Here is a 26,754-nt window from a genome sequence, read left to right as displayed (position 1 = left end):
CTCGGCCTCGCGCGGAACTGCTCTCGTCATCGCCGCCTCGTTCACCCTCAACGCACCGCCTCCGCCTGCGCGGTGTGGGCGGCGTGCGGGTCACCCACGAGGCTGCCGTCCTGGACCTTGTACTGACCGGCGACGATCACCCGCTCGCCGGGCTGCAGATCGCCGCTGAGGATCCGGGTCCGCCCGGAATCGGAGCGCCCCGCTTTCAGAGCGCGCTGATGGGCGTGGTTTCCGTCATCCACCGAGAAGACGAACAGGCCGTCGGGACCGTGCTGGATGGCATTGTCCGGTACGGTCATGGCGACGGCGACCGTGCCGACCCGCATCTTGGTGGAGACCGACAGGCCCGGCCACAGGGCGTGGATCTTGTTCTCGAAAACGGCCTTGAGGCGGATCGTGCCGGTCGCCGTGTCGACTTGGTTGTTGAACAGGGCGAGCTTGCCGTCCGCGAGCTTCGTCAGCCCGTCCGAACTCCAGGCTTCCACCGGGACGTCGCCCTTGCGCAGGGCTGCGGCGATCGCGGGCAACTGATCCTCCGGCGCCGTGAAGACGACGAAGATCGGCTCCACCTGCGTGATCGTGACGATCGGGGTCTGGCCCGCCGCGTTGACGATGTTGCCGATATCGACCTGCCGGAAGCCGGTGACGCCGTCGATGGGCGCGCGGACCGTCGCGTAGCCGAGCTGCGTCGTGGCGTTGTCGATGGCCGCCTGATCGGACGCCACCTGCGCGGTGAGCTGGGCGACCAGGGCGGTCTGCGTCTCGGTCTGCTGCCGGGAGGCATAGGCGCCCAGTCCGGTGTAGCGGACGAGGTCGGCTTTGGCGTTGCCGAGATTGGCCGTGTCCTGTTCCTTCTTGGCCTTCGCCTGAGCGAGCGCCGCCTGATAGGGCCGCGGGTCGATCTGAACGAGGACATCGTCCTTGTGGACGGTCTGTCCCTCCCGGAACGCCACCTGCTGGATCTCGCCGTCGACCCGCGTGCGGACCTGGACGGTGTTGTAGGCCTGCACGGTGCCCAGGCCGTTCGAGACCAGGGCGAACGGACCCTGCTCGACCGTCCCGAGGGTGACGGGCACAGGAAGCGGCGCCGCCGCCACGGGCTTCGCGACGGGCCGGTTCAGATACGTGTAGCCGTAGGCGGCGCCGCCCGTGATGGCGAGGAGGATCAGGCCCAGACCGGCCGCGCCGGAGCGTCTCGATGCGGGGCCCGGCGCCGGTCGATGGACGCCGTCGTCGTCCGTGCGCGTCACCGGCGCGTCGGATCGAAAGGTGTCGCGCTCACGCACGTCCTCATTCAGCATGCGCCGTTATCCGCCCCTTGGCCCGAAAGCTCCGCACAGCCGGAAAATTTTGCATCCATTAGCATACAATCCGCGTTCCGGACATCGTGGCGTCCCGCCGATCACGGCAAAGTTCCCCGACGTAAAGCGTGCAAGCGCCGACGGCAGAGGGTAGCGTCACGCCGTCCGACACCCCGTCCGGACGATCCGTGCCTGGTGCGGCGGCGCGGAACATCCGCCGATGCCGCGCCGAGGATGTGAGACCGGGACGCCGCATGGCCTCGACGCTGGAACTGGATGGCCTGAACGAGCTGCGCGATGCGCTAATCGAGGAACGGCAGATCATCGTCGCATCGGTGCGGAAACTGCGCGACGCGCGGCGCCGGAAAGGCACGTTCGTACTGGGTGACGGCGCCGATGCCGGTCCGCGGCTGGTCGCCGTGCAGGAGCAGATCGAAGTGGTCGAATCCATCATCGCCGCGCTCACGCAATCCCGGACCTGACGCGACCCGGATCCGCATCGTCGGAAAATCCGTTCCGGGCGCCTCGTCCGGAATGCCGTTGTCCGGCACTGCCACAGTTCGATGTCCGGGATGTTTCTGGGGTTTTTGCTCGGCCTTCCCGGGATCGGATATGCGCCGCTCGGTTGGCCCTTGAAGTCAGACGCCGGTGTGCCGAGTCATCGATCAGTCCTGCGGCAGGATTCGACGCCGCGCTTTGCCGAAAAAAGGCCCTTGATCCAGCGCTGCACAATATTGGTGCCCCGGCGTTTCTGGCAGGTCCCGGCAGTCGAATGGGACGGCGCGTTGCCGCGGCGCCGGTGCTCGTTTGCCGGTTATGGATTCGCCCGGGCGTGACGATCCACGCGGCTTGTACAGGCTCTGCACATCTTTCGGGCTGGACGATCGCGATGCCGTGCTGTTAGCCCAACGCAACTCAAGGCGCAGGACTACGAAGATGGACGCCTTCGATCACGCCGGAACGGTGCACGACGCCGACGAAACCGTCGACACGCCTCACGAGACCGAGCTTCTGGCCCTCTGGCGCGCCCTCGCGGCCGACAGGCGCGCGCGGGACGAGCGCATGGCACGCCTGCGCGCCATGCGCCTGATCGGCGGAGACGACGGAACCGACTGATCAATCGGTCTCCGGCATCCCGTCCTGAATGCGGCTCGCCAGGACGAAGCCGACCGCCATCGCCATGGCTTCGGCCTGTGCGATCAGCGTCGGCTCGCCGGCATCGCGCGCCGCCTGCAGCAGCTGGATCGCGTGGCGGCCGAGACGGAGGTTCACGTCCTCTTCGCCCGCTGGGTCGTCGTCCGGCATCCCGTGGCTCTGGGCGCGGTCAGTCATTGTCGTGCCTCGATCTCGGGGCGGCTGGCATGGGCTTGAACGGCGAGGAGGTCGCGATCCACGATTGCGTGTCCGTGACGTCGCCGAAGACCCGCATCACCGCGCTCACCGACCGGTGGATCTCTTCGGCGCCGATGTCCTCCAGATCGTGGCTGGCGGAGGCATCGGACAGGAAGGTCACGTCCTGACCCCGGTGGAAGCCGTCGACCGCCGTCGCGAGGCAGGAGGATTCGGCGGCGAAGCCCGCCATGACGAGGGGCGGGCTTCCGCGCTCCATCGCGTCGGCGAAGGCGGGGCTCGCGTAGCAGGAGGGGCGGTCCCGGTCGAAGATCATGTCGCAGCCGTGGGGCTCGAACCCCTCGATCCAGCGGGCGTAGCGGCTGCCCGCCTGGAACAGCGGCGCCCCGACCCAGCGGACATAGGCCACCTGTATGCCGCTCGCGCGGGCATGCGCGAGGGCGCGGCGGCAGTTTTGGAGCGCGGGCTCGATCCCCGACAGGGCGAGCGGACGCCCGGCGATCTCGTATTCCTGCTGCATGTCCACCAGCACCAGAACCGGGACGCTGCGGGGCCGGCGATACAGCGCCGGATTGATCGGCCGGTTCATCGCGCCGCCACCGTCCGGTCCACGGAGGGCCGCGTCACGGCCCGGCTGCGGGACCGGTCGAGGGTTCCCGCCCGGTGCCAGCGTCCTTCCGGCCGGATGATGATGTAGGGGTCGGCGCCGAGCCCGATGGCCTGCGGATGCGGCTCCGCCTCCATCAGCATCTCGACGTAGTCGAAGTCCGAGAAGACCAGTTCCTGCGCACCGTCGAAGATCCTAAAGCCGAAGCGGCTCCAGAAACCGACGAGGCGCTTCTGGGCGTGGCCGTAGAGCCGGCGGTAGCCCTTCACCCGCGCGAGTTCGATTCCGGCCCGGACCAGGGCGAAGGCCAAGCGGGTGTTGCGGAACTCGGCCCGGACCGCAAGGCGCTCGATCTTGGCGAAATCCGCGAAGAACCGGATGCGCAGGCAGCCCGCCGGCTCGTCCCCGACATAGCCGATCAGGTGCGTCGCCGAGAGGTCGTTGCCGTCGAACTCCTCCTCGTAGGGGCAGGCCTGCTCTGCCATGTAGACGGCGGCGCGCAGGGCGATGACCCGGGACAGATCCTCCAGGTTCCGCGCGACCGCGACGCTGGTGCCGGCCCCGCCCGGCTTGTGGCTGTCGTAGAGCGGTGCGGCCTCCGTCTTCGGCCCGCGGGCGAAATGGTACAGGTCCACACAGCTGGTCTTGCGGACCGTGAAGCCGAGCGTCGTGAGCAGATCCGCGCCCTCGGGCGTCGCCGCCCGGGCGTAGAAATCGACGCCGCGATAGGTTGGGCTCGACAGACGGTCGAAGACGAGGCTGACGCCACCGGCAAGCCGCCGCCGCGCGTAGACCGCCCAGACATAGATCCCGGCCGGACGTTCGTGCTGACCGGCCAGCATCGCGGCCGGTGGATCCGACGCATCGAGCGTTCCCGTCTTGAGCGCGGCCAGGCCGGCCGCATTCAGCATCAGGCAGGCGACGAAGCCGTCGCCCTGCGGACGTGCCGCATCGAACTTGTGTTTCTGGGCAATCGCCAGGACGCTGTCCGGATTGATCGACATCACGCGCTGCACGACGTGCAGGGGTGCCAGATCCGGCAGATCTGTACGCGCATCTTCGATCAGGCGTCTGAGATCGTCCGGCGCCGGCATGAATACGACGAGATGACGGGCGATACGATCGACGCGCAACATGCTCAGGTCATGCCGCGGCTCCACAGTGACTGACGCTGGACCAAGTTGATCCGTATCCCCCGCCACGAACTGGCCGCGAGCCATGTGCAGTGTCATCGGATGACCTGTCATTCGGTTTCGGATTGACGGTCCAGCACTTCGCATCTAGCGCTCTGGCTGTATGTGCAAAAATTGAAACAGGGGTGTTCCGTCGATGGAACAGACGGAGGCAAGCCGGGGCTCGATGCCCGACTGGCAGAGCATCCGAGTCTTCCTGACGCTCCAGCGGTCCGGAAGCTTCCGATCGGCGGCCGCCAAGCTCGGCCTGTCCGTGAATTCGGTGCGTCGCCGGATCGGCGATCTCGAGGCCCTGATCGGTGCCCCGCTGATGACGCGCCATGTCGACGGGATCCGTCTGACCACCGAGGGCCAGGCGATCCTGGACGCGGCCAACCGCATGGAGGCTGCGGCGTTCAGCCTGGTGCGCACGGGCGAGGTCGCTCCGTTCGCCGAGACCGGCGAGGTCCGCATCGCGGTGACGGAGGGGCTGGGGGCGTTCTGGCTCGCGCCGCGGCTCGTCGAGTTCCAGCGCGCCAATCCGCGCCTGACCGTCGACCTGCGCTGCGCCATGGAATCCGCCGACGTCCTGCGGCTTGAAGCGGACGTTGCCATCCAGCTGACGCGCCCGACGAGCCCGGACCTGCGCGTCGTCAAGCTCGGCCGCATCCACATGGTGCCCTATGCCGGGCGGAGCTACGTGGAGACGTATGGGCTTCCCGATCGCCCCGAGGATCTCGCGCGCCACCGGATCGTGGTTCAGGACGGCAGCCAGACCATGCGCCTCGAGGATTACGTGCGCTCAGTGCCGGGCTTTCCCGCGACGGTGCCGATCACCCTGAAGATCAATGTCAGCAGCGCGTATTACTGGGCGATCGCGAAGGGCGCCGGGATCGGCCTCCTGCCGACCTATGCCAGCGCGATCGGCGCGCAGGTCGTCCCGGTGGACAATCTCGGCCGCTTCGGCGTCGACATCTGGCTGACCTATCACCCGGATGCGGAGCGGATCGGCCGCGTGCGGCGGACGATCGACTGGCTGCGTGCGTCCTTCGATCCGAAGCGCTATCCCTGGTTCCGGGACGAGTTCATCCATCCCCGCGACCTGCCGGGCGCCGTCAAGGGCGAGTCCCTGCCGGACCTGTTCGCCGGGTTCATCGCCATGACCTCGTGACGTCGCCGGGACCCTGAGCGGCCCCCGACCGTCGATGGCCCGAAGCGTCTCCACGGGGCCCGCCTTGGCCTTGACCGCGCAACGCGCATGATCCTTGCTCCGGCGGCCACGACGACGAGGTTGCCCGTGCTGCTGACACCCCGCGAAAAGGACAAGCTGCTGATCGCCATGGCGGCACAGGTGGCGCGCAACCGCCTCGCACGGGGCGTGAAGCTCAACCACCCGGAGGCGGTGGCTCTGATCACCGATTTCGTGGTCGAGGGCGCCCGGGACGGCCGCACCGTGGCCGATCTGATGCAGGCCGGCGCCAAAGTGCTGACCAGCGATCAGGTCATGGAGGGCGTGCCGGAGATGATCCACGACATCCAGGTCGAGGCCACCTTCCCGGACGGGACAAAGCTCGTCACCGTGCACCACCCGATCCGGGGGACGGCCTCGGCAGACGTCCCCGGGGCCGTGACGACGCTGCCCGGCGAGATCGTCTTCAACGCAGACGCCGAGCGGACCGTGCTCGAAGTCGCCAATGTCGGGGACCGGCCGATCCAGGTCGGCTCGCACTATCACTTCTTCGAGGTCAATCCGGGCCTCGTGTTCGAGCGGGAGCAGGCCCGCGGCAAGCGCCTCGACATCGCGCCGGGCACCGCCGTGCGTTTCGAGCCGGGATCGACGCGGGAGGTCGCGCTGGTGCCGCTCTCCGGCGGACGCACCGTGTACGGTTTCCGCGGCGACGTGATGGGCAAGCTCTGACCATGGCCAATTCGCCCAAGCCCGCCAGCCTGCCCCGGTCCGCCTACGCCGACATGTTCGGCCCCACGGTCGGCGACCGTATCCGCCTCGCCGATACCAGCCTGGAGATCACGGTCGAGCGCGACTTCACCACCTACGGTGAGGAGGTGAAGTTCGGCGGCGGCAAGGTCATCCGCGACGGCATGGGCCAGAGCCAGGCGACCAACGCCGACGGCGCCGTCGACACGGTAATCACCAACGCCGTGGTCCTCGACCATTGGGGCATCGTTAAATGCGATGTCGGAATCGTCCGCGGCCGGATCTTCAAGCTCGGCAAGGCCGGCAACCCGGATGTGCAGCCCGGAATCGACATCGTGGTCGGCCCGGGCACGGAGGTCATCGCCGGCGAGGGCAAGATTCTGACGGCGGGCGGCTTCGACAGCCACATCCACTTCATTTGCCCGCAGCAGATCGAGGAGGCGCTCTGCTCGGGGATCACCACGATGCTCGGCGGCGGCACTGGGCCGGCCCACGGCACCTTCGCCACCACCTGCACCCCGGGCCCCTGGCACATCGCCCGGATGATCGAGGCGGCTGACGCCTTCCCGATGAATCTCGCCTTCGCCGGCAAGGGCAATGCGTCCCGGCCGGACAGCCTCGTCGAGATGGTGCGGGCGGGTGCCTGCGCGCTGAAGCTCCACGAGGATTGGGGCACCACGCCCGCGGCGATCGATACCTGCCTGTCCGTGGCGGATGCCCACGACATCCAGGTCATGATCCACACCGACACGCTCAACGAATCGGGTTTCGTCGAGGACACGATCGCCGCCTTCAAGGGCCGAACGATCCACGCCTTCCACACCGAGGGCGCCGGCGGCGGCCACGCCCCCGACATCATCAAGGTCGCCGGGCTGCCGAACGTGCTCCCGTCGTCCACGAACCCGACGCGGCCCTACACGTGGAACACGATCGACGAGCATCTCGACATGCTCATGGTCTGCCACCACCTCGACCCGTCGATCCCCGAGGATCTCGCCTTCGCGGAGAGCCGGATCCGGCGCGAGACCATCGCGGCCGAGGACATCCTGCACGATATCGGCGCGCTCTCGATGATGTCCTCCGACAGCCAGGCCATGGGCCGGGTCGGCGAGGTCATCATCCGCACGTGGCAGACCGCCGACAAGATGAAGCGGCAGCGGGGCGCGCTGCCGGGGGATGCCTCCGGCACCGACAACCTGCGGGCGCGCCGCTACATCGCCAAATACACGATCAACCCGGCCATCGCGCACGGCATCTCTCGGCACATCGGCTCGGTGGAGCCCGGCAAGCTCGCCGACCTCGTCCTCTGGACGCCGGCCTTCTTCGGGGTGAAGCCCGATCTCGTGCTGAAGGGCGGCAGCATCGCGGCCGCCCCCATGGGCGACCCGAACGCCTCGATCCCGACGCCGCAGCCGGTGCATTACCGGCCGATGTTCGGTGCCTACGGTCGGGTCCCCTTCGCCACCGCCCTGACCTTCGTCTCCAAGGCCGCCGTCGACGACGGCCTGCGGGAACGGCTCGGCGTCCAGAAGGACCTGGTGGCCGTGGAGAATGTGCGCGGCGGCATCTCGAAGAAAAGCATGATCCTCAACGACGCCACGCCCGAGATCGAGGTGGATCCCGAGACCTACGACGTCCGGGCCGACGGCGAGCTGCTGGTCTGCGAGCCCGCCGAGGTGCTGCCCATGGCGCAGCGCTACTTCCTGTTCTGAGCGGTCCCGTCCGATGATTCGCGCCACCCGCATCCTTCGCCGGGACGCCCTGTCCGGCGGCGAGATCGTCGACCGCGTCGTGCTCGATCACGGCGACCGGCATCGCCGCCGGGTCGCCATGCGCGGCGCAGGCGGGCTGGGCTTCCTGCTCGACCTGCCGGAGCCGGCCGTGCTGGAGGACGGCGACGCCCTGGTCCTACAGGACGGCCGCCTCGTCTGGGTCGAGGCGGCGCCGGAGCGCCTTCTGGAGATCCGCGCACCGGACGACCATGCCCTCAAGCGCCTGATCTGGCACATCGGCAACCGGCACATCCCCGCCGAGATCGGCGCGGACGCGGTGTGGATCGCCGATGACCATGTGCTCGCCGAGATGGTGCGCGGTCTCGGCGGCACCGCCGAGCCCGTGGAGCGACCGTTCCGGCCCGAGGGCGGTGCCTATTCCGGCGGCCACGCCCACGAGCATGACCATTCCCACGGCGGCCACCACCATCACCACCATGCCGGCGGCTGAAACCCTGGATTCGCTGCGTCTGATGGCGTGGCTGTCGCCGGGTTACCCGGTGGGCGCCTACGCCTACTCGCACGGCCTGGAATGGGCTGTCGAAGCCGGAGATATCCGCGACGAGGCCGGCCTGACGCTGTGGCTCGAGGACGTCTGTACCCGCGGCGCCCTGCGCAACGACCTGATCCTCGCGGCCGAGGCCCACCGGGCGGCAGGCGCCTCCGACGGCGTCGGCCTCATCGCCGTCAACGATCTCGCGCTCGCCCTCGCCCCGTCGCGGGAACTGCACCTCGAGACGAGCCAGCAGGGGCGGAGCTTTCTCGACGCGACACGCGGCGCCTGGCCCTGCCCGGCGCTTGCGGCGCTCTCCGAAGAACTGCCGGGTCCGGTCGCCTACCCGGTCGCCGTCGGGCTCGCCGCCGGGGCGCATCGCATGGCGCTGGCGCCGGTTCTCGCCGCCTACGGCCTCGCCTTCCTTCAGAACCTCGTCTCGGCGGCCCTGCGGGCGGCGCCCGTGGGCCAGGCAGCCGGGACCCGGGTGATCGCCGCCCTTGCTCCGCGGCTCGTGCCGCTGGCCGCCGCCGCCGCTGAGGCGGGGCTCGACGCCCTCGGTGCCGCAACCTTCCGCCTGGATCTCGGCTCCTTTCGGCACGAGACCCAATATTCCCGCATCTTCCGATCCTGAGCCTGAAGCATGACCTCCTCGAACGGCCCCCTCCGCGTCGGCATCGGCGGTCCCGTCGGCTCCGGCAAGACCGCCCTGATGGAACAGCTCTGCAAGCGCTTCCGCGACCGCTACGAGATCTGTGCGATCACCAACGACATCTACACGAAGGAGGATGCGCGCATCCTGACGGTGGCCGGCGCCCTCCCCGAGGAGCGCATTCTCGGTGTCGAGACCGGTGGCTGCCCGCACACCGCGATCCGAGAGGACGCCTCGATCAACCTCGCCGCCGTCGCCGAGATGACCCGGCGGTTCCCCAAGCTCGATCTGGTCCTGATCGAATCCGGGGGCGACAATCTCGCGGCGACGTTCTCGCCCGAACTCGCCGACATCACCCTCTACGTCATCGACGTCGCCGGCGGCGAGAAGATCCCCCGCAAGGGCGGCCCGGGCATCACGCGCTCGGATCTGCTGATCGTCAACAAGACCGACCTCGCGCCCCTCGTCGGCGCCGACCTGTCGGTCATGGAATCCGACACGCAGCGGATGCGCGGCGTGCGGCCCTACGTGTTCGCGTCCTTGCGGGAGGGGGCGGGCGCGGATTCCGTCGCGCGCTTCGTCGAAGAGGCGGGCGGTCTCGGTCGCTGAACCGATGAGCCGGTCGCGTCGAACGCGGGGTGCTCGACTCTAGCGCCCGGCTTCGGCGGAGCGGGCGCGAACCGACGACGATTTCGGCACACCCATGAGCGCGTCGAGGCGGCTCATGCGGGCGTTGAAATCGTTCATGACGGTCTGGCGCGCCTTGAGTGCGGCGCTGGGCTGGACCTTGTCGGCCGCCTGACGCGGCCGTGCCTCAGCCTGGACCGTCGGAACGGCGAGAAGCGCCGCCAGCGCGGCGATGGTCAGGGTCGGTTTCATCGCGCGAAATCCCTCGTGCATCGGCGACGCCGAACGTCGCGAAGCCGCACGAGATTAGGCGTGCCGGACCCGGGGCCGCGTGCGCGAGCGCACAACACGTAAGATTGATCTGTCTGCGCATCGAGCTGGCTCCGTCAGGTTGACAGTCCGTCGCGACTGATTCAACCCGCGGTATCGGGGCCTTCTGGACGGTATCGCGCATGCGAAATCTGCGGTGGCTCGCCGCCCTGCCCTTTCTGGGCATCCTGATCGGTCCTTTCTTTCTGAACCGGGTCGAACCCTTCGTTCTCGGCCTGCCGCTGCTCCTCGCCTGGCTGGTGTTCTGCGTGATCGGGACCTCGGCGGTGATGGCGGTGATCTATCTCGCCGATCCCCAGAACCGAAGCCCGGAGGAACCGCGATGAGCGTCGCCCTCATCATCGTGGCGGCCGGGTTCGCGCTGGCGATCGGCCTCGGGCTCTACGCACGGTTGGGCCGTGAGATGGGCCTGGAACAGTGGACGGTGGGCGGCCGGGGCTTCGGCACCACCCTCGTCTTCCTGCTGATGGCCGGCGAGATCTACACGACCTTCACGTTCCTGGGTGGGTCCGGCATCGCCTACGGCAAGGGCGGCCCGGCCTACTACATCCTCTGCTACCTGACCCTCGCCTACGTCACCTCGTATTGGCTGCTGCCGCCCGTCTGGCGCTACGCGAAGCAGAACGGCCTCTACACGCAACCCGATTTCTTCGCCCGCAAGTACCGAAGCCCGGCGCTCGGCATGCTGGTGGCTCTGGTGGGGATCGTGGCGCTGGTCCCCTACCTCGTGCTCCAGTTCAAGGGCCTGGGGATCATCGTCTCCACAGCGTCCTACGGGGCCATCTCGTCGACCGCCGCGGTCTGGATCGGGGCGGCCGCCCTCACCGTCTACGTGGTCGTCTCGGGCGTCCACGGCTCGGCCTGGACGGCGGTGATCAAGGACACCAGCATCCTGTTCGTGGTGGTCTTCCTCGGGATCTACCTGCCGGTGCACTATTACGGCGGCTATGGAGGGCTGTTCCAGGCCATCGAGGCGGCGAAGCCCGGCTTCCTCGCCCTGCCCGATCGCGGCCAGAGCCCGACCTGGTTCACCACGACGGTCCTGCTCACCGCCCTGGGCGGATACATGTGGCCGCACACCTTCGCGTCGCTCTACACGGCGCGCGAGCCCGGCGCCTTCCGGCGGAACGCCGTGATCCTGCCGATCTACCAGCTGATCAATCTCTTCGTGTTCGTAATCGGCTTCACGGCCGTCATGCAGGTGCCCGGCCTCACCGGCCCGGATGTCGATCTGTCGCTGTTCAAGCTCGCCCTTGCGACCTTCCCGCCCTGGGTCATCGGCCTCATCGGCGCCACCGGCGTGCTGACCGCTCTGGTCCCGGGATCGATGATCCTGATCGCCGGCGTGACCCTGGTGGCCAACAACCTCGTCCGGCCCCTGCGACCCGGCATGGACGATGCCGCCACCGCCCGGCTGTGCAAGATTCTGGTGCCGGTTCTGGCGCTGGTCTGCGTGGGCTTCACCCTGTCGGGCGGAGATACGATCGTGCAGCTCCTGTTGATGGGCTACAGCTTCGTCACGCAGCTCTTCCCGTGCTTCATCGCCAGCCTGATGCGGCGCAACCCGCTCGATCGGCGCGCTGCGATGGCCGGCATCGTCGCGGGCGTCGCCACCGTGGCGGCGACCGTCCTGAGCGGGTTCAGCCTGTCCAGCCTCTCCGCCCTCGGACCGCTCCAGGACGTGAATGTCGGCATCGTGGCGCTGATGGTGAATCTCGTGGTCACCCTCGCGGTGGCGCAACTGATGCGCGTCGGGGCGACCGCCGCGCAGGCCGCTGAGTGACGGGCCTCAGGCCTGCCCGCGCCGGGTCGTGAGCCAGGATGCCAGTAGCACCGCGGCGCTCACCAGCCCGACCAGGAGGGTCGAGGCCGCGTTGATCTCCGGGTTCACCCCGAGTCTGACCTGGCTGTAGAGCCGCATCGGCAGCGTGGTCGAGCCGGGGCCGGACACGAAGCTCGCGATGACGAGGTCGTCGAGCGACAGGGTGAAGGCGAGGAGCGCCCCGGCGGTCAGAGCGGGCGCCAGAAGCGGCAGGGTGACGGTCATCAGCACCCGCGCCGGCGTCGCGCCGAGGTCGGCCGCGGCTTCCTCCAGGGATCGATCGAGACCGCGCAGGCGCGCCCCGACCACCACCGCCACGAAGCCCGTGCAGAACGTCGTGTGAGCGATGACGATCGTGAGGAGGCCCCGGTCCAGCCCGATCCCGATGAACATCAGCAGGAGCGAGAGCCCGATCATCACCTCCGGCATCACGATCGGTCCGACGACGAGGCCGGTGAACAGCGCCCGTCCGCGGAAGCGGCCCTGCCGCTCGAGGACCAGGGCTGCGAGGGTGCCGAGGATCGTGGCGAGCAGGCTCGCGAGGATCGCGACCTTCAGAGACACCCAGGCGGCCGCGATGAGCGGCGCGTCGGACATCAGCGTACCGTACCAGCGGGTCGAGAAACCGCCCCAGACCGTGACCAGGGGCGAGGCGTTGAACGAGTAGACGATCAGCACCACGATCGGCGCGTAGAGGAAGACGAGGCCGGCCGCGAGGGCGGTGCGGGTGACCCAGGTCACGGGGACTCTCCCTCGCCGGCGCGCAGGCTGTCCCGGAACAGCACCACCGGGCCGATGACGATGGCGAGGATCAGGACCGCCACCGCGGAGGCCAGGGGCCAGTCGCGGTTCGAAAAGAATTCGGTCCAGAGCACCCGGCCGAGCATCAGGGTTTCCGAGCCGCCGAGAAGGTCCGGGATCACGAACTCGCCGATCATCGGGATGAAGCACAAGCCCGCGCCGGCCGCGATCCCGGGTAGGCTGAGCGACAGGGTCACGGTCCAGAACACCCGGGTCGGCGAGGCGCCGAGATCCGCAGCTGCGTCCCGCAGTGTCGGGTCGAGGCGGTTCATCACCGCGTAGAGCGGCAGGACCATGAAGGGCAGATACGCGTAGACGAGGCCGATGATCACCGCGGCGTCGGTGTTGAGGATCGTGAGCGGCTCGCCGATCAGCCCGAGCCGGATCAGCGTGAGGTTGAGCAGACCCTCCGGTTTGAGGATCGCGATCCAGGCGTAGACCCGGATCAGGAAGCTGGTCCAGAACGGCACGACCACCAGCGCCACGAGGAGCGGCTGCCATCGGGACGGGGCGCGGGCCAGCGCGTAGGCGAGCGGTGTCCCCAGGGCGACAAGGATCAGGCTGGCCAGGGCGGCGTAGGTCAGCGAGCCGAGGACGGCGTCCCGATAGAGCGGGTCGGCGTAGAGCGTCAGGTAATTGTCGAAGTTCAGGGCTTCGAGAAAGCTCGACCAGCCGTCGAGGCCGGCCCGCCAGTCGAGCACCGGCAGATAGGGGGGAATCGCCGTCGCCGGCTCCGACAGGCTGATCTTGAGGGTGATCGCGAACGGCAGCAGGAAAAACGCCGCCAGCCAGAGGAAGGGTGGCAGCCGCACCAGACGATCGAACAGCCGCGCCGGCATCCGGCCGCTCACCGGCGGGCCCCCGGATCGCGCCGCCCCGGGCGGGCATGCGGATCGGCCGACGGCGCGATGGGCATCATGCCGGCAGGATCACGGCGGCCTCGGCCGCGAAGCCCGCATGCGATGCCGATCCGAGCGCCTGCCCGGCCTCCGTCGGTCGCCCGCTCGCCCGAAGCGTCGTGCCGTCGGGCAGGCGCAGGGTCCGACGCAGCCTGTCTCCGAGAAAGACGGAATCGGCGATCACCACCGGCAGCCCCTCCGTGCCGAGAACGAGATCCTCCGGCCGCACGGCGACCACGACGGCGGCCCCCGTCTCCAACGTGCCCGCCGCGACGCCCCGAACGGCGCCATAAGCGGTCTCGACTTCGCGGGCGCCGCCGGGCCCTCTCGCGCCGAGGCGGCCGGGGATGAGATTCACGTCGCCGAGCAGACCCGCCACGAAGCGGCTCGCTGGGCGTCGGTAGAGCTCCGCCGGAGGTCCGACCTGGATCAGGCGCCCGCCTTCCATGACGCCGATCCGGTCGGCAAGCATCATCGCCTCCTCGGGATCGTGCGTGACGACGATGAAGGCGGTGCCGAGCCGCCGCTGGACGGCGCGCAATTCGCCCTGCGTCTCCTCGCGCAGGCCGCGATCCAGGGCGCCGAGCGGCTCGTCGAGAAGTAGCAGCTTCGGCTCCCGGGCCAGCGCCCGGGCCAGGGCGACCCGCTGCCGCTGACCGCCCGAGAGCGTGTCGGGTCGGCGGTCGCCGAACCCGTCGAGGCGCACGAGCCGGAGCAGGTCCGCCACCCGGTTAGCGGCGGCGGCGCGGCCGAGGCCCTTGAGACCGTAGCCGATATTGCCGGCCACGCTCATGTGCGGGAACAGGGCATAGGACTGGAACATCATGTTGACCGGCCGCCGGTGGGGCGGCAGCGCGGTCAGATCGGCCTCCCCCAGCAGGATCCGCCCGGCGGTCGGTCTCTCGAAGCCCGCGATCATGCGCAGGAGGGTGCTCTTCCCGCAGCCGGACGGCCCGAGCAGGCAGAAGAATTCCCCCGGCTCGAGATCGAGCGTCACGGCCTCGACGGCGTGCTGCGTGCCGAAGCGTTTGGTCAGCTCCTCGAGCCGCAGGCGCGGCGCCGGCAGGCCGGACAACGGATCAGGAATCCTCGCGCAGCGCCTCGGCCACGCGCGCTTCCAGGAGATCCGGCCGCCGCAGGACGAGGGCGCCGCGGGTGCGGTCGACCAGACCCTCGGCGGCCATCGCGGTGAATTCCCGGGTCACCTGCTCCCGCCGGCAGCCGATCCGGGCGGCGAGGACGTGGTGGTAGGGCGGGGGCGACACCACCCGCTCGCCCCCGGCCCCGGCCCGCGGCACGGAGAGGCGCAGCAGCTCGGCATACAGCCGGTGCTTGAGATCGAGCAGGGCGTGCTCCATCAGCCGCGTGTTCAGCTCGCGCACGCGCTTGGCCAGGAGCCGGAACAGCCGGTCGGCGATCGCCTCCGACGCGAAGACGATCTGGCGGAACACCGGGGCCGGCACCACGCAGACCTCGCCGCGCGTCAGCGCCGTGACGTTGGCCGAGCGGCCGATTCCGTCGATCGCGGCGAGTTCGCCGAAGAAGGCCCCGCCCCGCATCTCCCCCAGGATGACCTCCTTGCCGGACTGGGTCCGGTTCAGGATGCGGACCTCGCCGGAGGCGATGAAGTACACGTCGGTGGAGATGTCGTCGAAGTCGACCAGAACCTCGTTCTCGTCGAAGCGGCGCCAGTGGCAGCGGGGCTCGTAGGGCCCGAGCTCAATGCCCGGATCCTTGAAGAAGGGTATCGTCCCCAACCGCGCCATCGATCGTGTTCCCTCAACTCCGGCCTCCGTCCCTGCCCTGACGGGGGCCAGCCAGCAGATCTGGGGACGGGAGCAGCCCGTACAGTGACGTCGCGCTCCGCCGGGGCGGTGCTGGATCGATCGGGCATAACGATCGTGACGGTCGCGGGCTGGACGGTCAAGCCGCGTCCCGATGAACAGGAGTTTATTGGCGTGGATCACCCATGAGGGCTAGGTTCCCTGTCCGCTGCGGCGGCCTGACTCGATGCATCAAGACGTTCCATTCCCGCTCTCGACAGCCTCTCCAGGCCCTCGTCTTCAGGCGACCTTGTCTCATCCGTTCGAGCGGTCGGGACGCAGCCTCCATTCGGGGCGACACGCCACGGTCCGCGTCAGCCCGGCGCCGGCCGGCCATGGCATCGTCTTTCGGCGTCGCCTGAAGGATGGTCGCACGGTCGATGTGCCGGCCGACTGGCGACTTCGGGAATCGCAGCCGCTGTCCTCGGCGGTGCGGCGGGAGGGGGTCCTCGTCCGCACGATCGAACACCTCATGGCATCGCTGAGCGCCTTGCGGATCGACAACGTGCTGGCCGAGATCGACGCGGACGAGCTGCCGATCTTCGACGGCAGCGCCACGCCGTGGTGCGAGGCCATCCGGGCCGCGGGCCGGAGCGAGCAGACCTTGCCCTGCCGGGTCATCCGCCTGCTGCGGACCGTTGCGGTCGAGAACGGGCGGCGGCGGCTTCAGATCGAGCCCGGCGACGGACTCCACATCAGCGGCCACCTCGCGCTGGCGCATTTCGGGTCGGTCGACTGGTCGGGTGCGATCACGCCCGAAGGCTTCGAGCGGGAGATTGCGCCGGCGCGCAGCTTCGGTCGCTACCTGCGAGCCATGGCGGGGCGCGCCTACGGCTTCGTCCGGGGGACGGACTTCCTGCAGGGCGTATCGCCCCGCTCGGCGGCGCTCCTCGTGCGCGGGCACGTGCTCGGCGGGATGCGGGTCCCCGATGAGCCGGTGCGGCATCGCATCCTCGATCTCGTCGGCGATCTCGCTTTGGCGGGGCACCCGATCGAGGGCCGCATCTCAGCCTTCCACACGGGACACGAACTCAACCACGCCCTGGTCGCGGCCCTGATGAGCGACAGCTCGGCCTGGGAACTCGTTTGAGGCGCGGCCGACAGACCGGGGGGAGGCCTCAGGCGGAGGCAGGTCGAGGGGGTTCGCAGGCGGCCGCGACCTCACCGAAGGCTCGGACCAGATCGACATCGAGCTTCGCGGTCATCTGCCTCAGGATGGCGTAGGCCTCCGGGGCCGATTTCGGCGCCTTGTAGGGGCGCGCCTCGATAAGCGCGGCGAAGATGTCGCAAATGGTGATCAGACGGACGAGATCCGGGATCTGCGACCCGCGCAAGCCGTCCGGATAGCCCGAACCGTCGAGATATTCGTGGTGCGAGCGGACCACCGACAGGGTCAGCGCGTCATAATCGCCCGTCAGCAGCATCGCGTGACCGAGCGCCGGGTGACGATCCATCTCCTTGCGCTCGAGGGGCGTCAGCGGTGCCGGCTTGTTCAGGATGGCGAGCGGGATCTTGGCCTTGCCGATGTCGTGGAGCAGCGCCCCTTTGACCAGGTACCGGGAATCGGCCTCGCTGAGCCCCAGAATACGGGCGAATTCGGCTGCGATCCCGGCCACGCTCAGGCAGTGGCGGTGGGTGACGTCGTCGAAGTTCGCGACGACGTCGAGCCAGTTGCGCACCTTCGCCTCGCGGATGGCCTGATTGACCAAGTCGGCGCCGCTTTCGACCACCGCCGGCGGGGGTGCCTGATCGGCCCGGAACAGGCTGACGAAGGCCGCATGTGCCTCATGGATCTGATGCCGCCACCGGCGGGCGGATCGCGTATCCGGCCCGCCGTCGGTCAGGGTCGCGACCGCATTCAGCAGCAGGGCGCTCGCCGTGGAGGCCGCCATCACCCGGGTCGCCCCCAGAGCCGTCGCCTGGATCTCGCCGCGCCCGAGATTGCCGTGGATCAGGGCGAGAAACGGGACCCCGGGGGCCCGCACCGTGGACAGGACCTGACGCAGGCGCCGGACGGATTCGGAGGTCAGTGCGCTGACGTCGCTGATGATCAATGCGGCGCCCGATGGCGGGGCCGCGTCGCCGTAGAGGTCGTGCAACATCACGGAAATGCCGCCGCCGAGGTTGCGCGCGAGCCGCCCGCCCCGCTCGAGATCGTCGGTCAAGATCAGGGTCTGGCCCAACAACTCCCCCCGTCGCTCGCCTCGTTCCGGGCGTCCAACGTGTGTGAGCGCACTCTAACCAATGATCGGCCTATCGAAATCTGGATAGACGTCGCTCAAGATAATTATAGTCGCATTACGTTAAAATTTTAGCCGCCCAGGCAGGTATTCTCCGCTTCAATCAGGTATCCAACCCGTCACACCGAGGCCTCGCGAATCGTGTCGGTCGGCGCGGAGCCGACGCTTGCCTCGCCGCGTCCGGACAGCCAGAACGCCGTCATGCTGCGCGTCAATGACCTCACCTATCGCATCGGCGACCGTCTGATCCTCGATTCGGCGAGCTTCACGATCCCGGAAGGCGCCCGCGTCGGTCTCGTCGGGCGCAATGGGGCCGGCAAGACCACGCTGTTCAAGGCCATTCTCGGCGATCTGCCGGTGGATGCGAAATCGGTGGCGCTGCCCAAGGGCATGCGGATCGGCGCCGTTGCCCAGGAGGCACCGGCCGGGCCGGAGACGCTGCACGCCGTCGTGCTCGCCGCCGACACGGAGCGCGCCCGGCTGATGGCGGAGGCCGAGCATGCGGACGGCTTGCGCCGCGCCGAGATCGAGACCCGGCTCGTCGATATCGGCGCCCACTCGGCGCCGGCCCGGGCCGCCGCGATCCTGCACGGCCTGGGGTTCGATGCGGCCGCCCAGGGGCGGCCCTGCTCGGACTTCTCCGGCGGCTGGCGGATGCGCGTGGCGCTGGCCGCCGTCCTGTTCTCGGAGCCGGACCTGCTGCTCCTCGACGAGCCGACCAACTATCTCGACATCGAGGGCACGCTCTGGCTGTACGATTACCTGGAGCGCTACCCGCGCACCGCCATCATCATCAGCCACGACCGCGACCTGCTCGACACCAGCGTCGATCACATCCTCCATCTCGACCGCGGCAAGCTGACGATCTACCGCGGCGGCTATTCGAGCTTCGCCAAGCAGCTCTCGGAGAAGCGGGTGCTCCAGGCCAAGGCGAAGGCCAAGCAGGATGCCGAGCGCGCGCATCTCCAGAGCTTCATCGACCGGTTCAAGGCCAAGGCCACCAAGGCGCGGCAGGCCCAGTCGCGGATGAAGCGGCTGGCCAAGATGGAGCCGATCGCGGCGCTGCTCGACGACGACGTGCCGGTGATCCACCTGCCGAGCCCGGAGAAGCCCCTGTCGCCGCCGATCGTGGCGATGGAGCGGGTCAAGGCCGGCTACGGGGACCGGATCGTCCTGACCGGGCTCGACCTCAGCCTCGCGCCGGACGACCGGGTGGCGTTGCTGGGCGCGAACGGCAACGGCAAGTCGACCTTCTGCAAGCTGATCGGCGGGCGGCTCGGCCCCGTGGCCGGCGAGGTCAAGCGCTCCTCAAAGATGGAGGTCGCCTATTTCGCCCAGCATCAGCTCGACGAGTTGCGGCCCTCCGAGAGCGCCTACGCGCATGTCCGAACCCTGATGCCGGACGTTCCGGAGGCCAAGGTGCGCTCCGCGACGGCGCGGCTGGGCTTCGGCGCCAACAAGGCCGACACGCCAGTCGAGAAGCTCTCGGGCGGCGAGAAGGCGCGGCTGCTCATGGGCCTCGCGGCCTTTCACGGCCCGCACCTCCTGATCCTCGATGAGCCGACCAACCACCTCGATATCGAGAGCCGGCAGGCCCTCGTGGAGGCGATCAACGACTACGAAGGGGCCGTCATCCTCGTGTCCCACGACCGCTTCCTGGTCGAGGCCTGCGCCGACCGGCTCTGGCTCGTCGCGGACGGCACGGTGAAGACCTTCGACGGCGACATGGACGATTACCGGCGCTTCGTCCTGTCGGGGCCGGAGCGCGAGGCGGAGCGCGAGACTGAGCCGTCCGGCGGCCAGAAGGCCGAGGCGCGTCGGGCCGGCGTCGAGCGCCGCGCGGCCCTCGCGCCGCTGCGCAAACGCCTGGAGGCCATCGAGGCCCGCATGGCCAAGCTGACCGCGGCGATCCAGAAGATCGACGCGGCGCTGGAGGACGGGTCCGCCTTCCGGGAGAACGCCGCCAAGGCCGGCGAGATCGCCAAGATGCGCGCGGACGCCGCGCAGGCGCTCGCCTCCGCCGAGGAGGAATGGCTGAATGTGAGCGCGGAGATCGAGGCCGCCTGAGGCGTTCCCCGGCGCGCTCGGACCCCTCGAGGCCGGTGGTTCCCATCCGTTCGGGCGCTGCGAAACCATCCAGCAGCGCCACGGCAGGCCGGGCGGCGCGATGCTCGTTCAGAGCGACTGTTCGATCGCCCGCTCCAGGATGTCGACGCCGAGGTCGATCTCCTCGTCGGTGGCGGTCAGCGGCGGGGCGATGCGGAACACGCCGCCCATGCCCGGCAACTGCACGATGTTCATGCTCAGCCCGAGGTCCAGGCAGCGCCGGGTGATCGCATCGCCCAGATCCGGCGCCGGCACCTTCGTGCCCCGGTCGGCCACGATCTCGACGCCCTGCAGAAGCCCGCGGCCCCGGAGGTCGCCGATGCAGGCGAAGCGCTGCTGAAGGACGCCCAACCGCGTGGCGAGCCGGGCGCCGGCCTCCTCGGCCCGGGCGACGAGGCCGTCGCGCCGGACAATCTCCAGCACCTTGAGGCCCACCGCTGCGGGCAGCGGATCGGAGACGTGCGTGGTGTAGAACAGGAACCCGCGGGCGTGGCAGAGATCCTCGATCTCCGGCGTGGTCAGGACCGCCGCGAGCGGCAGGCCGGCGCCCAGGGTTTTCGACAGGGTGAGGATGTCCGGGACCACGCCGTCGCGTTCGCAGGCGAACATCAGGCCCGTGCGGCCGATGCCCGTCTGGGCCTCGTCGAGGATCAGCAGCATCCCCCGCTCCGCGCATTTCCGCTTGAGCGCGGCGAGGTAGCCCGGTGGCAGTTCGAGGATGCCCCCGGAGCTGAGGATCGGCTCGGCCAGGAACGCCGCGAGGTTGCCGGTCGATTGCCGGTCGACCAGCGCGAAGGCGTAATCGAGTTCGGTCTGCCAGTCGGGGGCTCCGTCCTTCTCGAAGGTGGGGCGGTAGGCGTTCGGCGCGGGGATCGCGAAGGAGCCGACGGAGGCCGGGCCATAGCCCTTGCGGCCGGCGCTGTAGGTCGCCCCGGCCGCCCCCGCCGTCATCCCGTGCCAGGATTGCGCGAAGCTCACGACCTCCCAGCCGCCCGTGGCGAGCTTGGCCATGCGCAGGGCGGCCTCGTTGGCCTCTGCGCCGGTGGTCAGCAGGAGCGTCCGTTCGAGGTCGCCGGGGGCGATCCGGGCCAGCTCCGTCGCGAGATCGACCACGGGCCGGCTCAGCATGCCGCTGAACAGGTGGTCGAGATGTCCGACGTGATGCGCGGCCACCGCGGCGATCTCGGGATGCCCGTGGCCCAGGATCGCGCTCATCTGGCCGGAGGTGAAATCGAGGATCTTCCGGCCGTCCGCGTCGTAGACGAAGCTGCCCTCCGCCCGCTCGATGATGACCGGCGCGAAGGAGCCGCCGTACCGCACGAGATGCCGACGTGCGCGCATCCAGAAATCGGCGTCGTCGTTCCGTGTCATCGTCGGTCCTGCACCCGGGTCCAGCCGCACCATGCTAGGACCGCCGCGGACGGCAGAAAAGCTTATCGTTCTGAACCGAGAGTTCAGAGGTTCTTATGGCTCACAGCCTCGACATCGATCTCCTGCGCAGCTTCGCCGCGGTGGCGGAGACCGGCGCCCTGAGCCGGGCGGCGGAGCGGGTCAGCCGCAGTCAGGCCGCCCTCAGCATGCAGATGAAGCGCCTGGAGGATCTCGTCGCGCAGCCGCTTCTGCGGCGGACGGGGCGCGGGGTCTCCCTGACGGTGCAGGGGGAGCGCCTTCTGGTTCATGCGCGCCGGATCCTGTCCGCGCACGACGACGCCCTGGCTGAATTGTCCGGACGGAGTCTCACCGGCACGCTGCGGATCGGCTGTCCGGACGATTATGCGCAGGCGTTCCTGCCGGCCCTGCTGCGCGGCTTCGCACCCCGACACCCCGCGGCGGCGATCGCGGTGGTCTGCGCCGCGACGCCCCGTCTGGAGGAGCGATGGCAACGCGGTGGACTCGATCTGGCGCTGGTCTCCGTTGCCCGCTCGGCCGAGGGGGAGATCCTCCGGCACGAGGATCTCGTCTGGGTCGCACCGCGCGGTACGCCCGCGGCTTGGCCCGACCCGCTGCCGCTCGCCCTCGGCGATCCCGATACCCTCGATCATCGGGCGGCGCGGGCCGCCCTCGACAAGGCGGGGCGCCCATACCGGATCGCCTACGCGAGCGGCAGCCTATCGGGCCTGCTGGCCGTGACGCGCTCCGAGCAGGCCGTGGCGGTCCTGACCCGCGCCGCGGTCCCGCCCGATCTGCGCATCCTGACCCGCAGCAGCGGATTGCCGGCGCTGCCGCGCATCGGTCTGACGATCCGCCTGGATGAAGCGCATGCCACTCCGCTCACGCGGGCCTTCGCCGCCCATGTCCGGTCCGTTCTGCCGGCGCTCTGAGCCCGCGATCGATCGGCGAGGGAAAGCCGATCGACCACGACGGTGAAGCCCAGCGCCGCCGCATGCCAGGATCTACGCTTCGTCACCGGATTTCGGCCAGAATACAACGATGTCGTCGTTGTCGACATCGATCCAATTGAAGTGCGTCTTCGGGTTGTCCTGACTGATGCTTTCGAAATGCGCGCTGTTGCACAGAACGTAGACCTCCCGCTCCGGCCCGTGGAAGCCGATATCGATCTCCAACTGGCGAAGGGCCGAGCGGAGGTCCGTATCGGACAGGTGCGCGCCCCGGAACTTCCGGCCAGCCACGTCCGGAAACGCCGCGCTCCAGGCTGCCATGACCCGGGGATTGTCATACTGAACGACCGTGTCGGTTCCCACGATGCGGGATGGACTGTGATCCAGCCGGACATCCTCGCTCCAGTTGCGGTTGGCGGCGCCGATCGTCTTCGTCGTTTCCGGAGAGACGACAGGCGTCGTCGCCGTGACCGTCGCCATGGCCGCCGCGGCAATCTGGCTGCCGCGCCGATCCGGCGGATCGAACGGCATGGCGTCGATCGCCCGGATCTGGGTTTCGGCCAGCGCGAAGACGGCGCCGGCCGCTTCGGGCGAGAGTGTGTAGATGGACCGGGGATCCGGTGCAGCCGAGACGGCGGCCGGCGCCGTCTTCGCTGTCGTCAGCCCGAGTTCTTCGGCGTGGTTCGCTTTCTGGGTGGCAGCCGTGACGGCAGCCAGGGGAGGTATGTAATCCATCGCGCGGTCTCCATCTCTTCGAGCCGATGCGCTCCCATTGCCGCTCAACGTGAGCAACGTGCCTCCGCGTGATGCGCCGGCAGACAGACGTGCCGGCGGTACAGCGGGCGAATGCCGTCCGGACCGGCAACCGACGCGGCGACGCCCGGCAAGGCCGGGCCGAGCTGCGGTGTCGCCGCGCGGCGCGACCAAGCGCGTCAGCGGTCGCGCCTGCCGGGTCATGCCGTAGGCGGCCGGCGGCGCGGGGCGGCCCGTTCAGAACTGGACGCGCCGGTCCGTGATGCCGGTTAGGCGGAGTGGCGGGGATGCAAGCGGGAAACGCCTCGGCTCTCGGGCGCCACGCGGCCCTCATGTCCACCGGCACCCCATCCGCGAGCTTCATGCTCCGTTAATTCTCACGTGCACTCAAACACTTGAAGATGTCAAGTCTATTCTGGCCGTGCTCGCGCCTTTCCACGGTTTCGGCGATGATGTCCGAACACAACAGGTCTATACCGCAACAGAGCTTTCTATTTTTATATTGAAACATGTAGTGAATGACACGCAGTTCTTGGCGGTCATGCCAAGGCATGCCCCATCATGCCATGAGACGTCTCGATTCACAGGATGCGCGGTGCGCCTGTGCCGTGGACACCGGGTGGATGCCGTGCGGCGGTCCGCGGCCCGGTGATCGGGCGACCCGGTGGCCGGGGGCGACGCTGCCCTTCGTCCGGCAAACGCCGCCGATTCCCACGTCCGATGGGGGGCGAAGGCTGCGTTTGCCCGCAGCCCGCGGACATGCGAGAGAGGCCGAATGTTGACCGTCGATAGCCTCTGGCGCGCGCGGCACCGGCTCGCGCAGTTCGGGAAGAAGCGGACCGGATCGCCGCGCATCCTCGTGATCGGCGTCTGCCAAGCGGGGTCCATCGCCAAGACGATGCGCTACCTGCTGCCCGAGGCGCGGGTGGATTTCGTGTCGGCCTTTACGGCGGCCCGCCGGTTCCCGCGTCTCGCGGACCTGATGGCGCATGCGGACGGCTACGACCACGTCTTCAGCAGCATCTACCTGCCCCGGTTCAAGGGCGGCGGCACGATCGATACGCTGCGGACGCACCCGAAGGTGCGGTTGATCCCCACCATCGTGTTCAGCGCCTATCATCCGGATCTCGTCCATGTGGGCGTGCAGGATTCCGTCACGCTCAACGGCCTGATCTCGGGGCCGATGGGGCATTCGCACTCGGCGATCACGCTGTTCGCCTACCTCTCCGGATTCTCGCAGGCGCAGGCGCTGCGCCTGTTCTCCGAGCCGGTCTTCGAGCGCCTCGGCTATTTCAATCTCTGGGACGAATCGGTTTCGTATCTGCGCGGGCTCGGCGTCCAGGCCGGGTACGATCTGGACACGCACCTCACGCGCTGGGCGCGCCGGGGCTGCTTCATGCACTCGATCAACCACACGAAGCTCTACGTCGTCGCCGACCTCGCCCGGGGCCTGCTGACCCGGGCCGGCGTCCCGTTCGAGGAATGCGATCTCGACGCGTTCCTTCCGGACGATCTCGGCGGTCAGGGCAGCTGGCCGGTCTATCCGGAGATCGCCCAGCATTACGGCGTGCCCGGCAGCGCCCTGTTCTTCAAGGCGGAGACGCGCCGGTCCGGTCCCGCGCGCACGATGAGCCGGGCCGAGTTCGTCGCCGCCTCCTACGCGAATTACGACCGGCGCGAGCGCAAGCTTCTGATCTCGCAGCGTGTCCAGGGCTGGCTCAGCGACCCGCCGACGGTGGATTTCCTGCGTGAGGCCGCCGGGCGCGACGCCGCGCCGGCGCGGTCGGAGAGCCGGGCCCCGGCCCTGAGCGCCGGCAGCCTCGCCGGACACGCGTCTTAAGGTTCAGGCGGGCACTTCCCATCGGTCCCGGCGTTGTCGCGCACGGCCCGCGGCTGCGGGATGGACGTCGAGGTGGTTCGATGGGCTCTCAGTCCCGGCACAGCGCCGGTCGCTTCGCGGCCGCGGCGGCCCTGACGCTCGTCGGCTCGGCCGCGGCTCTGGCCGGCTGGAGCGGGCTCGCGGTGAACCGGCGGATGCGCCTGCCGCCCGCCCTTCCGGGGCGGCACGAACGGCTCCGGACCCGACGCGCCGGCGAGATCTCGCTCTACGGATCGACCGAGGCCGAGGGCGTGCCGCTCCTGCTGATCCATTCCATCAACGCCGCGGCCAACGCCTACGAGGTGCGGCCGCTCTACCTGCGCTACCGCGGCACGCGGCCGGTCTACGCTCTGGACCTGCCGGGTTTCGGCTTCTCGGAACGGTCGCGCCGCCGGTACACGCCGCGGCTGATGGTGGAAGCGATCCACGCCGCGGTCGATGAGATCCGGCACCGGCATGGCGGCTGGGCGATCGATGCCCTGGCTGTCTCGCTGTCGGCCTCGTACCTCGCGCGGGCCAGCCTGGAACGGTCGGATGCCTATCGCAGCCTCGCGCTGATCAGCCCGACCGGATTAGATGGGCGGCTCTCGGGGGACGGTCCCCCGGACGGTCATCGCGGCCGCGACTGGCTGCGCGACGCCCTCGACCGGCCGCCCCTGGGCCGGCCGCTGTTCGATGCCCTGGTCACGCGGCCAAGCATGCGCTTCTTCCTGCAGAAGACCTTCGGCTTGTCCGACATCGACGAGGGTCTGCTCGCTTATGATTACGCGTCGGCCCACCAGCCCGGCGCCGAGCACGCCCCCTGGTGCTTCATCTCCGGTCACCTGTTCCCCACCGACGCAACGCGTCTCTACGAGCGCCTGCGCCTCCCGGTCTGGATGGTGCACGGCACGCGCGGCGACTTCGTCGATTACCGGCTGGCGCCGCGGGTCGCCGACCGGCCCAACTGGCGCGTCGAGACCCTGCCGACCGGCGCATTCCCGCATTTCGAGCAGCCGGCGGCGGTCGCGGCCGGCTACGACGCGTTCCTGGCGAGCATCATCCGGCTGCCGGCGGCTCGACCGGCGTGATCCGGTAGCGCAGCCACACCACGCCGTCGGAAAGGCGCTCGCAGGCCGTCAGGTCGAGCTTGCGGCGGCTGCCCATCGTGTCCGCCTCCTCGCCGGCGAAGTCGAACACCGCGGGCGTCCCGGTCAGGCCATCGACGGCAGGCACCAGGAGCAGGCTCAGTTCGTCGATGATCCCGGCTTTCAGCATCGAGCCGTTGATGTGGCCGCCGCCCTCGACGAGGAGCCGCTCGATCCCGAACAGGGTGCGCAGCTTCGCCGCCGCCAGGGCGAAGTCGACGGTCCTCTCGCCCGCGAACAGGTAGGACTGGCCGCCGGCCCGGAGCGCGCGCAGATGCGGATCCTGCACGGATTCGGTGAGCACCACCACCACATGGTCCCCCTCGATCGCATTGCGCGCCCCCCAATCCAGACGTCCGCGCGCGTCGAGAGCCACGGCGTAGCCCGGCGCGTCGCGGCGGGCGACATGATCCGTCCGCGGGACCGGAACGCCGTCGTCCCGGACCGGCTCCGGCAACGGATCGGCGCTGCCGGCATAGCCCTGCATCGTCACCCGCCCGCACATCCAGGCATTGCCCTGCAACTCGCCGTGGACGCGCTCGTAATGGCTGTCGGCATCCAGCGTCTTCCAGCGGCGCACCTTGATCCGGCCGTCGACCGACGAGGTCATGTGACAGATCACGTATGGGCGTTCGGCGGATGCCATGGACGATCCTCGTTCAGCGCGCCGGGGCTCCCCCCGCGAACACCCGCGAAACTAGGCGGATCGTCCCTTCGGCCCAGGG

28 protein-coding genes are annotated in these 26,754 nt (G+C 69.2%); 15 read left to right on the top strand and 13 right to left on the bottom strand.

The annotated features are described in order from the left end of the window. Positions 1 to 47: 47 nt before the first annotated feature. Positions 48 to 1,301: an efflux RND transporter periplasmic adaptor subunit gene (locus ABIC70_RS10310; protein WP_354439665.1), complete on the bottom strand. Its 1,254-nt coding sequence runs from the start codon at positions 1,299 to 1,301 to the stop codon at positions 48 to 50. A gap of 254 nt (positions 1,302 to 1,555) precedes the next feature. Here ABIC70_RS10310 and ABIC70_RS10305 point away from each other — a divergent pair, with 254 nt between their 5' ends. Together ABIC70_RS10305 and ABIC70_RS10300 are read left to right on the top strand one after the other, a co-directional pair. Continuing rightward, a complete protein-coding gene (locus ABIC70_RS10305) occupies positions 1,556 to 1,783 on the top strand; it encodes a hypothetical protein (RefSeq protein WP_043353185.1) in 228 nt (75 codons plus the stop codon). 454 nt (positions 1,784 to 2,237) lie between these two features. Next, positions 2,238 to 2,417, top strand: coding sequence for a hypothetical protein (locus tag ABIC70_RS10300; RefSeq protein WP_279898185.1), 180 nt, complete (start codon positions 2,238 to 2,240; stop codon positions 2,415 to 2,417). Here the strand turns inward: ABIC70_RS10300 and ABIC70_RS10295 are convergent, their stop codons facing one another. Genes ABIC70_RS10295 through ABIC70_RS10285 form a run of 3 tightly spaced genes read right to left on the bottom strand, consistent with a single transcriptional unit; the run spans position 2,418 to position 4,394 of the window. Continuing rightward, entirely contained in the window at positions 2,418 to 2,633 is a 216-nt protein-coding gene (locus tag ABIC70_RS10295; protein ID WP_043379976.1) for a hypothetical protein, read from the bottom strand. It lies immediately after the preceding gene. Further along, positions 2,626 to 3,240: a cysteine hydrolase family protein gene (locus tag ABIC70_RS10290; protein WP_043353190.1), complete on the bottom strand. Its 615-nt coding sequence runs from the start codon at positions 3,238 to 3,240 to the stop codon at positions 2,626 to 2,628. The genes ABIC70_RS10295 and ABIC70_RS10290 overlap by 8 nt, the downstream gene beginning before the upstream one ends. Beyond that, entirely contained in the window at positions 3,237 to 4,394 is a 1,158-nt protein-coding gene (locus ABIC70_RS10285; RefSeq protein WP_354439663.1) for a GNAT family N-acetyltransferase, read from the bottom strand. The genes ABIC70_RS10290 and ABIC70_RS10285 overlap by 4 nt, the downstream gene beginning before the upstream one ends. 193 nt (positions 4,395 to 4,587) lie before the next feature. Between ABIC70_RS10285 and ABIC70_RS10280 the strand changes: the two genes are divergently transcribed. The 6 genes from ABIC70_RS10280 to ureG all read left to right on the top strand — a co-directional run bounded on the left by ABIC70_RS10280 (position 4,588) and on the right by ureG (position 9,892). Beyond that, positions 4,588 to 5,601: a LysR family transcriptional regulator gene (locus tag ABIC70_RS10280; protein WP_182591615.1), complete on the top strand. Its 1,014-nt coding sequence runs from the start codon at positions 4,588 to 4,590 to the stop codon at positions 5,599 to 5,601. Between the two features lie 126 nt (positions 5,602 to 5,727). Next, positions 5,728 to 6,348, top strand: coding sequence for an urease subunit gamma (locus ABIC70_RS10275; RefSeq protein WP_051975955.1), 621 nt, complete (start codon positions 5,728 to 5,730; stop codon positions 6,346 to 6,348). 2 nt (positions 6,349 to 6,350) lie between these two features. Further along, entirely contained in the window at positions 6,351 to 8,078 is a 1,728-nt protein-coding gene (ureC, locus tag ABIC70_RS10270) for an urease subunit alpha (RefSeq protein WP_043379983.1), read from the top strand. A 13-nt stretch (positions 8,079 to 8,091) separates the two neighbouring features. Beyond that, entirely contained in the window at positions 8,092 to 8,589 is a 498-nt protein-coding gene (locus ABIC70_RS10265) for an urease accessory protein UreE (protein WP_043353196.1), read from the top strand. After that, the gene (locus tag ABIC70_RS10260) at positions 8,540 to 9,265 is read left to right on the top strand and encodes an urease accessory protein UreF (protein ID WP_449566868.1); all 726 of its coding nucleotides are present in this window, start codon (positions 8,540 to 8,542) and stop codon (positions 9,263 to 9,265) included. Before ABIC70_RS10265 ends, ABIC70_RS10260 begins: the two co-directional genes overlap by 50 nt. 9 nt (positions 9,266 to 9,274) lie before the next feature. Beyond that, the gene (gene ureG / locus ABIC70_RS10255) at positions 9,275 to 9,892 is read left to right on the top strand and encodes an urease accessory protein UreG (protein WP_354439662.1); all 618 of its coding nucleotides are present in this window, start codon (positions 9,275 to 9,277) and stop codon (positions 9,890 to 9,892) included. A gap of 39 nt (positions 9,893 to 9,931) precedes the next feature. Here ureG and ABIC70_RS10250 read toward each other — a convergent pair whose 3' ends face one another. Further along, complete coding sequence (locus tag ABIC70_RS10250) at positions 9,932 to 10,162, bottom strand: hypothetical protein (protein ID WP_354439660.1); 231 nt, start codon at positions 10,160 to 10,162, stop codon at positions 9,932 to 9,934. Positions 10,163 to 10,362: 200 nt separating this feature from the next. Between ABIC70_RS10250 and ABIC70_RS10245 the strand changes: the two genes are divergently transcribed. After that, positions 10,363 to 10,566: a DUF3311 domain-containing protein gene (locus ABIC70_RS10245; RefSeq protein WP_075380419.1), complete on the top strand. Its 204-nt coding sequence runs from the start codon at positions 10,363 to 10,365 to the stop codon at positions 10,564 to 10,566. Next, complete coding sequence (locus ABIC70_RS10240; protein ID WP_354439659.1) at positions 10,563 to 12,023, top strand: sodium:solute symporter family protein; 1,461 nt, start codon at positions 10,563 to 10,565, stop codon at positions 12,021 to 12,023. The genes ABIC70_RS10245 and ABIC70_RS10240 overlap by 4 nt, the downstream gene beginning before the upstream one ends. A 6-nt stretch (positions 12,024 to 12,029) precedes the next feature. On the opposite strand, the gene ABIC70_RS10235 is transcribed toward ABIC70_RS10240, so the two are convergent. The 4 genes from ABIC70_RS10235 to ABIC70_RS10220 form a co-directional block, all read right to left on the bottom strand. Next, on the bottom strand, positions 12,030 to 12,803 hold the full coding sequence (locus ABIC70_RS10235; RefSeq protein WP_075380421.1) for an ABC transporter permease: 774 nt from the start codon (positions 12,801 to 12,803) through the stop codon (positions 12,030 to 12,032). After that, positions 12,800 to 13,702 (bottom strand): ABC transporter permease, encoded by a 903-nt coding sequence (locus tag ABIC70_RS10230; RefSeq protein WP_354439657.1) that lies wholly within the window; start codon positions 13,700 to 13,702, stop codon positions 12,800 to 12,802. The genes ABIC70_RS10235 and ABIC70_RS10230 overlap by 4 nt, the downstream gene beginning before the upstream one ends. 76 nt (positions 13,703 to 13,778) lie before the next feature. Then, positions 13,779 to 14,837: an ABC transporter ATP-binding protein gene (locus ABIC70_RS10225; protein WP_287089533.1), complete on the bottom strand. Its 1,059-nt coding sequence runs from the start codon at positions 14,835 to 14,837 to the stop codon at positions 13,779 to 13,781. A 4-nt stretch (positions 14,838 to 14,841) separates the two neighbouring features. Continuing rightward, a complete protein-coding gene (locus ABIC70_RS10220; RefSeq protein ID WP_043353212.1) occupies positions 14,842 to 15,528 on the bottom strand; it encodes a Crp/Fnr family transcriptional regulator in 687 nt (228 codons plus the stop codon). Between the two features lie 244 nt (positions 15,529 to 15,772). On the opposite strand from ABIC70_RS10220, the gene ABIC70_RS10215 reads away from it, so the two are divergent. After that, positions 15,773 to 16,675, top strand: a complete 903-nt coding sequence (locus tag ABIC70_RS10215; protein ID WP_354439655.1) for a UDP-3-O-acyl N-acetylglycosamine deacetylase — start codon at positions 15,773 to 15,775, stop codon at positions 16,673 to 16,675. A 28-nt stretch (positions 16,676 to 16,703) separates the two neighbouring features. On the opposite strand, the gene ABIC70_RS10210 is transcribed toward ABIC70_RS10215, so the two are convergent. After that, entirely contained in the window at positions 16,704 to 17,750 is a 1,047-nt protein-coding gene (locus ABIC70_RS10210; RefSeq protein ID WP_236952950.1) for an HD-GYP domain-containing protein, read from the bottom strand. Positions 17,751 to 18,026: 276 nt separating this feature from the next. Between ABIC70_RS10210 and ABIC70_RS10205 the strand changes: the two genes are divergently transcribed. Then, complete coding sequence (locus ABIC70_RS10205) at positions 18,027 to 19,892, top strand: ABC-F family ATP-binding cassette domain-containing protein (protein WP_043380004.1); 1,866 nt, start codon at positions 18,027 to 18,029, stop codon at positions 19,890 to 19,892. A gap of 108 nt (positions 19,893 to 20,000) precedes the next feature. On the opposite strand, the gene ABIC70_RS10200 is transcribed toward ABIC70_RS10205, so the two are convergent. Next, positions 20,001 to 21,302, bottom strand: coding sequence for an aspartate aminotransferase family protein (locus ABIC70_RS10200; protein WP_342141206.1), 1,302 nt, complete (start codon positions 21,300 to 21,302; stop codon positions 20,001 to 20,003). Between the two features lie 95 nt (positions 21,303 to 21,397). Here ABIC70_RS10200 and ABIC70_RS10195 point away from each other — a divergent pair, with 95 nt between their 5' ends. Further along, positions 21,398 to 22,252, top strand: a complete 855-nt coding sequence (locus ABIC70_RS10195) for a LysR family transcriptional regulator (RefSeq protein ID WP_179696803.1) — start codon at positions 21,398 to 21,400, stop codon at positions 22,250 to 22,252. 72 nt (positions 22,253 to 22,324) lie between these two features. Here the strand turns inward: ABIC70_RS10195 and ABIC70_RS10190 are convergent, their stop codons facing one another. Next, complete coding sequence (locus ABIC70_RS10190) at positions 22,325 to 23,062, bottom strand: hypothetical protein (RefSeq protein ID WP_354439654.1); 738 nt, start codon at positions 23,060 to 23,062, stop codon at positions 22,325 to 22,327. Positions 23,063 to 23,798: 736 nt separating this feature from the next. Here ABIC70_RS10190 and ABIC70_RS10185 point away from each other — a divergent pair. Both ABIC70_RS10185 and ABIC70_RS10180 read left to right on the top strand, forming a co-directional pair. Continuing rightward, a complete protein-coding gene (locus ABIC70_RS10185; protein ID WP_043758069.1) occupies positions 23,799 to 24,863 on the top strand; it encodes a WcbI family polysaccharide biosynthesis putative acetyltransferase in 1,065 nt (354 codons plus the stop codon). Positions 24,864 to 24,943: 80 nt separating this feature from the next. Continuing rightward, the gene (locus ABIC70_RS10180) at positions 24,944 to 25,972 is read left to right on the top strand and encodes an alpha/beta fold hydrolase (protein ID WP_354439653.1); all 1,029 of its coding nucleotides are present in this window, start codon (positions 24,944 to 24,946) and stop codon (positions 25,970 to 25,972) included. Here ABIC70_RS10180 and ABIC70_RS10175 read toward each other — a convergent pair. Beyond that, a complete protein-coding gene (locus tag ABIC70_RS10175) occupies positions 25,941 to 26,675 on the bottom strand; it encodes a dihydrofolate reductase family protein (RefSeq protein WP_354439652.1) in 735 nt (244 codons plus the stop codon). The genes ABIC70_RS10180 and ABIC70_RS10175 overlap by 32 nt on opposite strands. Positions 26,676 to 26,754 lie beyond the last annotated feature (79 nt).

Source organism: Methylobacterium sp. 1973 (genome assembly GCF_040545035.1).
In the GTDB taxonomy this organism is placed as follows: domain Bacteria; phylum Pseudomonadota; class Alphaproteobacteria; order Rhizobiales; family Beijerinckiaceae; genus Methylobacterium; species Methylobacterium fujisawaense.
This window is presented reverse-complemented; position numbering and strand designations above follow the sequence as displayed.

Coding starts and splice junctions, on each gene's coding strand:
- ABIC70_RS10300 (WP_279898185.1), top strand. CDS start 2,238: ATGGACGCCTTCGATCACGCCGGAACGGTGCACGACGCCGACGAAACC.
- ABIC70_RS10180 (WP_354439653.1), top strand. CDS start 24,944: ATGGGCTCTCAGTCCCGGCACAGCGCCGGTCGCTTCGCGGCCGCGGCG.
- ABIC70_RS10245 (WP_075380419.1), top strand. CDS start 10,363: ATGCGAAATCTGCGGTGGCTCGCCGCCCTGCCCTTTCTGGGCATCCTG.
- ABIC70_RS10220 (WP_043353212.1), bottom strand. CDS start 15,528: ATGGCGCGGTTGGGGACGATACCCTTCTTCAAGGATCCGGGCATTGAG.
- ABIC70_RS10250 (WP_354439660.1), bottom strand. CDS start 10,162: ATGAAACCGACCCTGACCATCGCCGCGCTGGCGGCGCTTCTCGCCGTT.
- ABIC70_RS10310 (WP_354439665.1), bottom strand. CDS start 1,301: ATGCTGAATGAGGACGTGCGTGAGCGCGACACCTTTCGATCCGACGCG.
- ABIC70_RS10195 (WP_179696803.1), top strand. CDS start 21,398: ATGGCTCACAGCCTCGACATCGATCTCCTGCGCAGCTTCGCCGCGGTG.
- ABIC70_RS10175 (WP_354439652.1), bottom strand. CDS start 26,675: ATGGCATCCGCCGAACGCCCATACGTGATCTGTCACATGACCTCGTCG.
- ABIC70_RS10285 (WP_354439663.1), bottom strand. CDS start 4,394: ATGTTGCGCGTCGATCGTATCGCCCGTCATCTCGTCGTATTCATGCCG.
- ABIC70_RS10205 (WP_043380004.1), top strand. CDS start 18,027: ATGCTGCGCGTCAATGACCTCACCTATCGCATCGGCGACCGTCTGATC.
- ureC (WP_043379983.1), top strand. CDS start 6,351: ATGGCCAATTCGCCCAAGCCCGCCAGCCTGCCCCGGTCCGCCTACGCC.
- ABIC70_RS10280 (WP_182591615.1), top strand. CDS start 4,588: ATGGAACAGACGGAGGCAAGCCGGGGCTCGATGCCCGACTGGCAGAGC.
- ureG (WP_354439662.1), top strand. CDS start 9,275: ATGACCTCCTCGAACGGCCCCCTCCGCGTCGGCATCGGCGGTCCCGTC.
- ABIC70_RS10295 (WP_043379976.1), bottom strand. CDS start 2,633: ATGACTGACCGCGCCCAGAGCCACGGGATGCCGGACGACGACCCAGCG.
- ABIC70_RS10305 (WP_043353185.1), top strand. CDS start 1,556: ATGGCCTCGACGCTGGAACTGGATGGCCTGAACGAGCTGCGCGATGCG.
- ABIC70_RS10200 (WP_342141206.1), bottom strand. CDS start 21,302: ATGACACGGAACGACGACGCCGATTTCTGGATGCGCGCACGTCGGCAT.
- ABIC70_RS10215 (WP_354439655.1), top strand. CDS start 15,773: ATGCATCAAGACGTTCCATTCCCGCTCTCGACAGCCTCTCCAGGCCCT.
- ABIC70_RS10290 (WP_043353190.1), bottom strand. CDS start 3,240: ATGAACCGGCCGATCAATCCGGCGCTGTATCGCCGGCCCCGCAGCGTC.
- ABIC70_RS10260 (WP_449566868.1), top strand. CDS start 8,540: ATGACCATTCCCACGGCGGCCACCACCATCACCACCATGCCGGCGGCT.
- ABIC70_RS10185 (WP_043758069.1), top strand. CDS start 23,799: ATGTTGACCGTCGATAGCCTCTGGCGCGCGCGGCACCGGCTCGCGCAG.
- ABIC70_RS10240 (WP_354439659.1), top strand. CDS start 10,563: ATGAGCGTCGCCCTCATCATCGTGGCGGCCGGGTTCGCGCTGGCGATC.
- ABIC70_RS10265 (WP_043353196.1), top strand. CDS start 8,092: ATGATTCGCGCCACCCGCATCCTTCGCCGGGACGCCCTGTCCGGCGGC.
- ABIC70_RS10230 (WP_354439657.1), bottom strand. CDS start 13,702: ATGCCGGCGCGGCTGTTCGATCGTCTGGTGCGGCTGCCACCCTTCCTC.